A 10,036-nucleotide genomic window follows, 5' to 3' on the forward strand; every position below is an offset into this window, starting at 1 on the left:
CGGCGCCATATGGCGAGCGTCCGGCCTGGCGCGCGGCGGAAAGGCGGGCAGTTGCCCCGGCTTTGCGAGAGCCATCGCGCGGGGAGGGCATGGCGTCCGGCACGTCGCGCCGGTGTGGAAACAGGCAAGAATGGCCGAGAATCCGGCAACGCCGCCCCGTGGTGATCGGCAATAGGGCGAGGACAGCAGCGCCGACGACCAAAGGCATGACAAGTGGCCAGGCCGCGCGGGACGTCGCCGAGAAGTTTTAGGGATCAGACATGCGCATTGGTATCGCCGGCATCGGCAAAATGGGTTCGGCCATCGCGGCACGCTTGTGCGACACCGGTGAGGATCTGACCGTCTGGAACCGGTCGCCGGCAAAGGCGCGGGAGACCGGATTGCCGATCGCGGACAGCCCGGCGGCACTCGCGCGAGGCGCCGAGGTCATCATCACCTCCCTGTTCGACGAGGCCGCGCAGGAAGACGTCTATTGCGGCAGCGATGGTCTGCTCGAGGGCGCGGATGGCAGGCTCTTCATCGAAATGAGCACGGTCCCCCCGAAATCCCAGCAAGCGATCGCGAAGGCAGTCGCGGACGCCGGCGGCTTCTTCGTGGAATGTCCGGTCGGCGGGACGACCGGCCCGGCACGCTCGGGTCAATTGCTCGGCCTGGCGGGAGGAACTGATATCGATGTCGTGCGCGCAAGGCCGGTGCTCGAGAAACTGTGTCGCCGGGTCGAGCATATGGGGCCGGTCGGTAGCGGCGCGCGCGCCAAGCTGGCCATCAACCTTCCTCTCCTGGTCTTCTGGCAAAGCCTGGGCGAGGCGATGGCGCTTGCAGGCGATCTCGGGAAGGATCCGGCGTGGCTGATCCAGCTATTCGCCGAGACCGCAGGCGGCGCCAACGTTCTCAAGGTGAAGGGGAACGATCTCGCGGCGACCCTGGGCGGTGACCCGAATGTCCCCGCGACGTTCGACATAGATGCGATGCGCAAGGATCTGCGGATAATGCAGGACGAGGCGCGGGCGCACGGAAGGTCGCTCCCCGTCGCGTCACAGACATTGTCGGCATTCGACGAAGCGAGCCGGGCCGGGCTCGGCGGCAGGGATTGCGCGTACATGCCCGCTTACTGGGCCGCGAGGTGCGACGGGGGGGGCTCGTGCTGGAGACTGAGCGCGCACCAACGCCCGGCCTCACATCCGGCGCAGGATTGGATTCGGGAGGATCGGGCAAAGAAGGTCGAGGTTCGGGCAACATCGACAGGCGCCGGGAGACGATAGTCACGATGCTCTCCCGGTCATGCGGCACATTATCGTCGTCGATCCGGCCGGACGAGGCGTTCGAACAAGGAGAAAGCAGATGCCAAAAGTCCTTATTGTCCTTTCGGCCGCGGACACATGGACCCGTGCCGATGGCTCGGCCTATGAGAGCGGCGTGTGGGCGGAGGAGTTCGTCGTGATGGACGAGACGTTCGTCAAGGCCGGATTCCAGGTCGATATCGCGACCCCGGCCGGCGTCGCCCCGACGATCGACGCGCGCAGCATGGACCCGGCGGTGGTCGGCCAGGAGCATGTCGATCATTTCAGCCGTTATCTTGCCGGCAACGCGGACCGTATCGAAAAGCCGCTCATTCTGGGGGATGTCGATGGAGCGTCCTATGACGCCATTGCGATACCCGGCGGCCATGGTCCGGTAGAGGATCTGTACAAGGACCCGGACATGGGCCGCGTGCTGGTTCAGGCGGATCGCGCTTCCAGGATCATCGCGCCTGTCTGCCATGGCCAGGCGGCATTGCTCGCGGCCAGGGGCGATGGCGGCGAATGGCCGTTTGCCGGCCGCAAGATGACATCCTTCAGCGATGAGGAAGAGGTCGAGTTCGGCACCGCCGCCAACGCCCCCTGGCTTCTCGCGGACACATTGCGCAAACACGGCGCCGTATACGAGAAGGGTCCCAACTGGGGGGCCTATATCGTCCGGGATGGCAATCTGCTGACCGGCCAGAATCCTGCCTCGACGGCATTGCTGGCGGACGCGGTCGTCGAAGCGCTCGGCTGACCGCCAATCACCCGGCCGGCTTCGTTCGGAGCCGGTCGGGCAAGCGCGGATCGCCCGGCCCCGGCGAGGCGCCATCCTGCCCGCCGACCGCTGAACGCGTGGCCGGCAACGACATTCTGACGCGGGTCCGGACACTATGTTGCGGTGCGTCACGAGCAGCGCCTGAAACCGGCCTTCCCACCTCTCATCGTCTGCCGCCAGCCCGAGCCGCGCAATTGCCCTGTCCGGCACAGGGGCGGCCCCTGCCCGGGCGCTGAGTCGACGGAAAAGCACCCGGTTTCCGGGGCCGGCCTCTTCCCGCTTTTGCGGCCAAAGCGATTCCTTGCGGGCCTCACCATGCCGGCGCCGCGCCGAGTTCGCGCCAGCCACGGGGGTGTATCATCGCTCGGTCCGGACGCTTCCAGCACCAGCTGATACGCACGTTATTACGTGAAAACAGAAAGTGTTAGCGCATAAGCAGAGGTTGTTTTCCAGCAAGCTTTTCACATACATAAAAGATATAATTGATATCCGTGAAAAATATCTTGCCTTGCCGGGCACCCGTGGTTATCCAGCCTGTCAAGCCCACGCCGTTCCAAGCGCACGCACTGCGCTGAAGGATGCGGTCAAATGATGGGCGACCATTGGAAAAGGGGAGGGTTCCTATGAAAGGCCAGGAGCAGGCATCACGTCGCGGTCACATCGCCGCTTGCAGGATGCGTTCATCATCATCGGCAATTGCCCAGGCGACGAGTTTTCTGACCGCGGGAATGGCGCTGTTCAGCGCTGTGCCGGCCATCGCACAGGAGCGCGCTTCTGCGGGCACGGTGACCGCTGATCAGGCCGCCCAGGGCGTTATTGCCGACAGCACGATACCGGACATCATCGTGACCGCGCAGAAGCGCTCGGAGTCACTGCAAAAGGTGCCCGTATCCGTCGCCGTGGTCCAGGGGCAGGCGCTGCAAACCCGCAACGTCGCAAGCGTGGAAGATATCGGCCAGCTTGTGCCCGGGCTGCGCATCGTCAACACCGGTGCCACAGGCAATTCGATCAATCTGCGGGGCATCTCGTCGGGGAACTCGAATCCGGCGTTCGAACAGGCCGTCGCGTCGTTCGAGGACGGCGTCTATTTCGGCCGGGGCCCCATGATCCAGAGCACGTTCCTGGACATGGATCGCATCGAGGTTCTGAAAGGCCCGCAAACCACCTATTTCGGTAACGACGCCATTGCCGGCGCCCTGAGCCTGGTAACGAAAAGGCCGGGCAGCCACTTCGAAGGCTATGCCCGGGCGCTCTACGGGTCCTATGGCGCCTATGCGCTCGAAGGTGCGGTCGGCGGTCCGCTCAGTGATACGTTCGGCATCCGCATCGCCGGAAACCTTAACGGTCAGAGGGGCTGGATCACCAACGTCAATACCGGCGAGCTGGCCCCTCATGTGAGAAACGTGGCTGGAAGGGTGACGGCGGTCTGGAAGCCGGCCGCCAATTTCGAGGCCACGCTGAAAATCGAGGGCAGCAACAACTCGATTACCAACAGCGCCACCAACCTGCCTTACCAGGTCGCGAACTGCCCGCCGCCGAACGAGCCGGGTCTCTTCACCGCGGGCCTGAACAGATACTGCCCGGCCTATCTGGCGACGCCAGACCAGCCGATCGGCTTCAATAACAATCTCGATGCCGCACAACCCGGCCAGTTCGCCAAGTTGAAGACCGATACCGAACAGCTCACCCTGAACTATGACACAGGCGGACTGAACTTCACGTCGATCACGGCCTATTCGGAATATTCCCAGGCCAGACAGGCCGACAACTCCGCATCCGTCTACGATCTGCAATATTATGCGATCAACGCCAAAACGAACCTTCCTTATCCCGGGATCAACCCCGTGGATGCGGCGGGCGGGCTGGCGACCCAGTACGGGACCGAGCATTATTCCCAGTTCAGCCAGGAACTCAGGGTCGCATCGCCCGTCGGCCGGCCGATCGAATTCATGGCCGGCGCCTATTATCAAAGGAGCGTCCTGAGCGCCGATTTCGGCAGCAATGGTCGCTTCCAGATGAATCAGGCGCTGCAGGGGTTCCTCGGATTTTCGCCGGCGACCATTGCACAGCTCCAGGCCGCCGGCCTGCCTTATGGTCAGCAGCTTCAGTTCACGCAGCGTGAGAATATTGAATCCGCATTTGCCACGGTGACGTGGAACGCGACGAGTAAACTGAAGTTAAATCTCGGTATCCGCGGGACAATTGACAGCAAGGACTATGTCGGGTTCATCGCCTATGGCTACCATCCCACGCTTTACGGGGACCCGATCCCGTATGCGCTCGATCTGCAGAAGGCGGTCGCTTCGAGCGGCGCACCCGGATATTATCCCTATAGTCGAACTGATCATGGTGTGATGGGTTCTGCGGGTCTGCAGTATCAGTTCAATCCTGCGACAATGTTCTATGCCACATTTTCTCATGGCTGGCTTGCCGGTGGCTTCAACGCGTTCGTCCCGGCGCCACTGACGAGCGGCACTACCAAGATCATCCCCACCTTTGGACCGGAAACCGTAAACAGCTATGAAGCCGGACTGAAAACCAAGCTGTTCGACAACAGGCTGGTGTTCAACCTGGCCGTTTTCCGCGCGGAATATTCGCAGCTGCAGGTGAGCGGCACCGTCATTCTGACATCGGGCAATGTTACGACCGTTGTGAATGCCGGATCGTCCATATCGCAGGGCGTGGAACTGTCGTCTCAATGGGCTATCACTGATCATCTCCGGCTTACTGCGGATGTCACCTATCTCGATGGCCATTACGGGACGTTCACGAACGCCCCGCCCAACTATCTCCAGAAGCAAAACGGGAAGTCTTTCCAGGATCTGAGCGGGCAGCCGCTGGATTTCGCGGCCAAATGGAGCGGGTCCATTGGCGCAGAATTCACCGCGAACCTGGCGGACAAGCTCCATTTTACGGCCGACCTGAATCCCATTTTCACGTCGTCCTATTATAACAGCGTTGGCACAGATGACCCCAACTTCATCATCCCCTCGTCGGTCCGCTGGAACGGGAAGCTGACCTTCGAATCGTCCGACCGTCGCTGGGCCCTTGATATCATCGGCAGGAATCTCACCGACAAGGTGATCATCGTCACCTACGGACAAAGCAATGCCCTGGGCCAGAAGGAGCAGCCGAGAAGTGTCGCGGTCCAGTTGCGGTTCAAATGGTAGCTCATGAGGCGGTCTTCGGTCGTTGTGATCGAAGACCGCACCATGGACGGGCGACAGCGATCAGATCGCACCAGGTGCTCGCGCTGGTCAACAGGCATGAGACGGTGTCGCGCCGTACCTGCCTGAAAAGGCCAGACTGACCTGAGTAAGAACCAAGCCCGTGCTGCTCTTGATGTTTTGACAATCGATAAGGAACGAACATGGCCGAGCCAAACCTGACCCTCATTGAAATGCGTTCACGTGAGGATTTTCTGGAATGGGGTGACGGCATGGAGAAAGCCGGTTTGCCGCTGGCCGCCGAAATCTACCGGGTCATTGCCCGTGACGATGGCTTGTTCTCGCTTTCGCTCGAGGCGCAGCCGGGTCAATTCAGCGGATGGATGCTTCTTGCAGCGGTTCATTTCATGCTGCTGCGATCACCCGATCACGAGCTTGCCGCCTATTTTCCCACCATCACCTCCGATCCGCGGCCGACGGCGGACGTCGGCCCTTCCTTCATCGCCTTTTGCAAGGAGCATCGTGAGGAATTGGGGGAGATCCTCAGAACGCATACGCTGCAAACGACCTCTGTCGGGCGGGCGGCCCAGGTGTTCCTGGCACTCGACCATGTCTCCAGCGTCATCGGCGAGCCCTTCTCGATCATCGATGTCGGTTGCAGCGCCGGGCTGCTGCTGGAATTCGATCACTACCGCTATCAGTTCCCGAACGGCCGGGAAGTGGGAGACGACGAGGCGAAGGTCGTGGTTTCATCCTTTGAATTCGTGGGCGACGCAGCAAGCGTTCCGACCGAGTTTCCGAAAATCAAAGATCGCATCGGACTGGATCTGAATCTTGTGGATGCGACCGACGCCGGCGCGCGCAACTGGATCCTGGGATGCACGATCCCCGACCGTGTCGAGGACTTCAATGTCCTGCGCGCAGCGCTCGACTATCGCGCCAGCGTCCCGTTGAAGGCGGTCTCGGGCGATGCGATCGTAACGCTGCCTGGCGCGCTCGATCAGATCGACGGTCATGTCTGCGTCTATCATTCCCGGTGTCTCTACCAGTGGCCGCAAGCAGCGCAGGAAGCTTTCTCGGCAAAGCTGAGGGAGCTCGGTAAAGGCCGCACCATTCACCGTGTCGGGATAGAGTGGAACAGCGATACCGCGCGGAACGAAATCACGCATACGATCTATCGTGATGGTGCGAGCGACACCACGCTGCTCGGCATTACCAACAAAACCAGGGTCGAGTGGTGGGGAGAAAATAGCCGCGCTGCCGCATAGCAGGAAGCTTCGCTCAGCCCGGTGCTGACTGACAGGGTGATCAGGATTCCGCCGATGGTGCATGTACCCAGATCCAGAGGTCGTTACTGTCCCTCGCTCTGCGCCGGCCCGGTCATGGCAGCCCGGCGGACGGGAAGGGCAGGGCCGCACGGCGCCGGGGGAATGCCGGCCGTTCCTGGTCAATCCAGGAGGATGATTGCAGATCGATTCCCGGCGCCGCATGCCTGGCCGCGTGAGGCCGGTTCGCTGGCCGCCGGCAGGGCAGGTGGGCAAAGGGCTTTGGTCACGCCCGGCGAGTCAGCTATTGCTGTCGCCAAGACGTTTGATCACGGCCACCGCGGCCATAAGCGTCCGTTTTTCCTCGGGATCAAGTTTGGCGACCGCGTCGAGCAACCATTTTCGTTTGAGAGCAGTGCGCTTTCGTCGAGCCTCGAGGCCATCTGCTGTCAGGTCGTACAATATCTGGCGCCCGTCTGTAGGATGCGGACGACGCGCGACCAACCCTTCTCGCTCAAGTTCCGCCAGCGTGGCGCTCATCGACTGCGGCTTGATCGACTTGGCGCGCGCCAGATCGGCCGTCGTCATCGCGCCTCCCTTCTCGAGTTCCGACAAGGCGGCGGTCTGAGGCCAGGTAAGCTCGTCGGGATTTGAACCGGCGCGCAGGCGCCGCAGGAGTTGATCGATCGCGAAGGAAAGTTCGGCAACCGCGGTGTCGGGAGAAATGGACGTGTCAGCAGATGCGCGCATCTGCCGCGTATGAAATGCAACCGGTTGGCTTGCAAGCCCTTCCGCAAGAGCGGGGAGATCGGGGGAAGAGGTGCCCGATCGAAGGCGCTCATCCGCGGGCTGGATGTTGCGGGGGAACATCTCGGGCGATGCGCTCGATCAGCGCGTGTCGCGCAAGTTGACAGGCCTTCCTGTGCCCGGCTGCAGGAGCGCAGGTTCGACCGGACGGACGGGCAGGACGGAGCGGGAGTCTGTGCCTGGGCCTGACGGAAAATGCCGGGGACACGTTGTCGAAACGGGTTTTCCGGAATGTTTATTAGCAGGAAAACTGTTGAGTTTCCCTGTGAACTGTCTAGGCTGCAGGTGAAAGAGACGGTCTGGCCGTCGAGATTGTGAGGCAAGCACATGTATCGAGTAAAATGCGCCATCATTGGCCCCGGAAATATCGGGACCGATCTGCTCTACAAGCTGCTTCGCTCGGAGGTTCTGGAGCCCGTGTGGATGGTCGGCGTCGATCCGACGTCCGAAGGTCTCGCGCGCGCAAAGGAACTCGGCCTGAAGACCACGTCGGAAGGCGTCGACGGCCTGGTGCCTCATGTCGTGGCCGATGGTGTGCAGATCGCCTTCGATGCGACCTCGGCCTATGTGCATGCGGAGAATAATCGCAAGCTCAATGAGCTGGGCGTGATGATGATCGACCTCACGCCAGCTGCAATCGGCCCTTTCTGCGTGCCGTCGGTCAATCTGGCCGAACTGTCCGCTGAAAAGGTGATGAACGTCAACATGGTGACATGCGCCGGACAGGCAACCATCCCGATGGTCCGCGCGGTCAGCCGCGTCCAGCCAGTCGACTATGCCGAGATTGTGGCGACCATCGCGTCCAAATCGATTGGCCCGGGTACGCGCAAGAATGTCGATGAATTCACCCGGACCACGTCGGACGCCATTGTCCGCATCGGCGGCGTCAAAAAGGGCAAGGCGATGTCGGTTGTGAATCCGGCCGAGCCTCCGCTGATCATGCGCGACACCGTCTATTGCGAAACGGCAGAAACGCCGGATCGCGAGGCCATCACGCGCTCGGTTCACAGCATGATCGCGGATGTGCAGGGCTATGTGCCTGGCTATCGTCTCAAGAACGGTCCGATTTTCGACGGGAACAAGGTCACCATCTTTCTCGAGGTCGAGGGGCTGGGAGACTTCCTGCCCAAATATGCCGGCAATCTCGATATCATGACAGCCGCCGCGGCGCGGACCGCCGAAATGCTCGCGCGCGAAATCCTTGATGGAAGTCTCAAGCTAATGCCAATCCTCGAGGGGGCCGTTTAATGATCGCCGCATCTCAAATTCAGGGCCGCAAGGTCAAAATGCACGATATGTGCCTGCGCGACGGCATGCACTCGATGCGCCACCAGATCACCCTCGATCAGATGATCGATATCGCAACCGGCCTGGACGAAGCCGGCGTGCCGTTGATCCAGGTCACCCACGGCGATGGCCTTGGCGGATCGTCGCTTCAATTTGGCCGCAGCCTGCACAGCGACAGGGAGTATATCACAGCTGTCGTCTCGCGGATGAAGCGCGCTGTGGTATCGGTTTTACATGTTCCCGGCATCGGGACGCTCGACGAACTGCGCATGGCGGCCGACTGCGGTGCGGGATGCGTGCACGTCGCCTCGCATTGCACAGAGGCCGATATGACGGAGCAGCATATCGGGCTGGGTCGCAAGCTCGGCATGGACACGGTCGGATTCCTGATCATGGCCCATATGACCCCGGTCGAGAATTTCGTTGCGCAAGGCCTTCTGATGGAGAGCTATGGCGCGACGACGATTTATTGTGTCGACAGTGCCGGGTACATGCTGCCCGAAGAGGTGACTGACCGGGTTTCGGCGTTGCGGGCGGCGCTTCATCCGGAAACCGAGATTGGCTTTCACGGCCATCACAATCTCGGCATGGGCGTTGCGAATTCGATCGCCGCGGTTGCAGCCGGAGCAAGCCGCATCGATGGCTCTGCCGCAGGCCTGGGGGCAGGGGCGGGCAATACGCCGCTCGAGCTGTTCGCGGCCGTATCCGAGCGGATGGGTATCGAGACGGGTGTCGACACGTTCAAATTGATGGATGTGGCTGAGGATCGCGTTCTTCCGATGATGCCAAAGCCGCCCCGTGCGGATCGGGACTCGCTGACCCTGGGATATGCCGGCGTCTACTCGACGTTTCTCTACGCGGCGAAGGATGCGCAACGGAAATATGGCATTCCTGCGCGCGATCTCCTCGTGGAACTGGCGCGCAAGAAGATGATCGGCGGCCAGGAAGACATGATTGAAGACACTGCGCTCACAATGGCCAAGGAGCGGGGACTTATCCCCGCCTGAGCATTTGCGACCGCGCCGGCGGTCGCGCCGCCTCCACCCGGGAGGCGGTATCGCCGCCGGTGACGCAGCGGGCAGGGCGACTGCTCGCCGGTTTCGAAGAGCCTGGCATTTGCACGTGCCGGACGCGCCGGCGTTTTTGGGGAGTTCTGCCCGTTGTCGGGGTGTGGTGAGCGTGGGTGTGCCGGGGTGTTTGCGTGAAGGCGAACGGGGCGCCGGCGGGCCGGGGAGTGAGTGGCGGGCAGGGCGGCGGCTGAACAAGGGATCGAGATTGGCCTTCGCAAATGCGGCGCAATCCTTACAATGAGGACCATGATGGTTCCTGAATCGAGCGAGGGCGCAGCGAGCGTCAAGTCGGCGCAACGTGTCTTGTCGATCTTCCGCTATTTCGAAAAGGGTCGCGAGCCGCGCACCCTGTCGGAGATATCGCAGGACCTTGGCTATCCGG

Annotated in this window: 8 protein-coding genes; 7 read left to right on the plus strand and 1 reads right to left on the minus strand. The window is 61.7% G+C overall.

The window, feature by feature from the left end; genetic code table 11:
- Positions 1-260: 260 nt before the first annotated feature.
- The 4 genes from AC1DX5_RS22245 (at position 261) to AC1DX5_RS22260 (ending at position 6,493) form a co-directional block, all read left to right on the plus strand.
- Positions 261-1,262: an NAD(P)-dependent oxidoreductase gene (locus AC1DX5_RS22245; protein ID WP_478017415.1), complete on the plus strand. Its 1,002-nt coding sequence runs from the start codon at positions 261-263 to the stop codon at positions 1,260-1,262.
- A 79-nt stretch (positions 1,263-1,341) separates the two neighbouring features.
- Complete coding sequence (locus tag AC1DX5_RS22250) at positions 1,342-2,037, plus strand: type 1 glutamine amidotransferase domain-containing protein (RefSeq protein ID WP_478017416.1); 696 nt, start codon at positions 1,342-1,344, stop codon at positions 2,035-2,037.
- 644 nt (positions 2,038-2,681) lie between these two features.
- Positions 2,682-5,228: a TonB-dependent receptor gene (locus AC1DX5_RS22255; protein ID WP_478017417.1), complete on the plus strand. Its 2,547-nt coding sequence runs from the start codon at positions 2,682-2,684 to the stop codon at positions 5,226-5,228.
- Between the two features lie 200 nt (positions 5,229-5,428).
- Complete coding sequence (locus tag AC1DX5_RS22260) at positions 5,429-6,493, plus strand: DUF2332 domain-containing protein (protein ID WP_478017418.1); 1,065 nt, start codon at positions 5,429-5,431, stop codon at positions 6,491-6,493.
- 297 nt (positions 6,494-6,790) lie between these two features.
- Here the strand turns inward: AC1DX5_RS22260 and AC1DX5_RS22265 are convergent, their stop codons facing one another.
- Positions 6,791-7,360: a MarR family winged helix-turn-helix transcriptional regulator gene (locus AC1DX5_RS22265; protein WP_478017419.1), complete on the minus strand. Its 570-nt coding sequence runs from the start codon at positions 7,358-7,360 to the stop codon at positions 6,791-6,793.
- 264 nt (positions 7,361-7,624) lie between these two features.
- Here AC1DX5_RS22265 and AC1DX5_RS22270 point away from each other — a divergent pair, with 264 nt between their 5' ends.
- The 3 genes from AC1DX5_RS22270 to AC1DX5_RS22280 form a co-directional block, all read left to right on the plus strand.
- Positions 7,625-8,545 carry an acetaldehyde dehydrogenase (acetylating) gene (locus tag AC1DX5_RS22270; RefSeq protein ID WP_478017420.1) on the plus strand — a complete coding sequence of 307 codons (921 nt, stop codon included), beginning with the start codon at positions 7,625-7,627 and terminating at the stop codon, positions 8,543-8,545.
- Entirely contained in the window at positions 8,545-9,591 is a 1,047-nt protein-coding gene (gene dmpG, locus AC1DX5_RS22275; protein ID WP_478017421.1) for a 4-hydroxy-2-oxovalerate aldolase, read from the plus strand. The genes AC1DX5_RS22270 and dmpG overlap by 1 nt, the downstream gene beginning before the upstream one ends.
- Before the next feature lie 312 nt (positions 9,592-9,903).
- On the plus strand, positions 9,904-10,036 hold a 133-nt coding region (locus AC1DX5_RS22280), incomplete at its 3' end, for a helix-turn-helix domain-containing protein (RefSeq protein WP_478017423.1).

Source organism: Sphingomonas sp. P2_B6 (assembly GCF_056404755.1).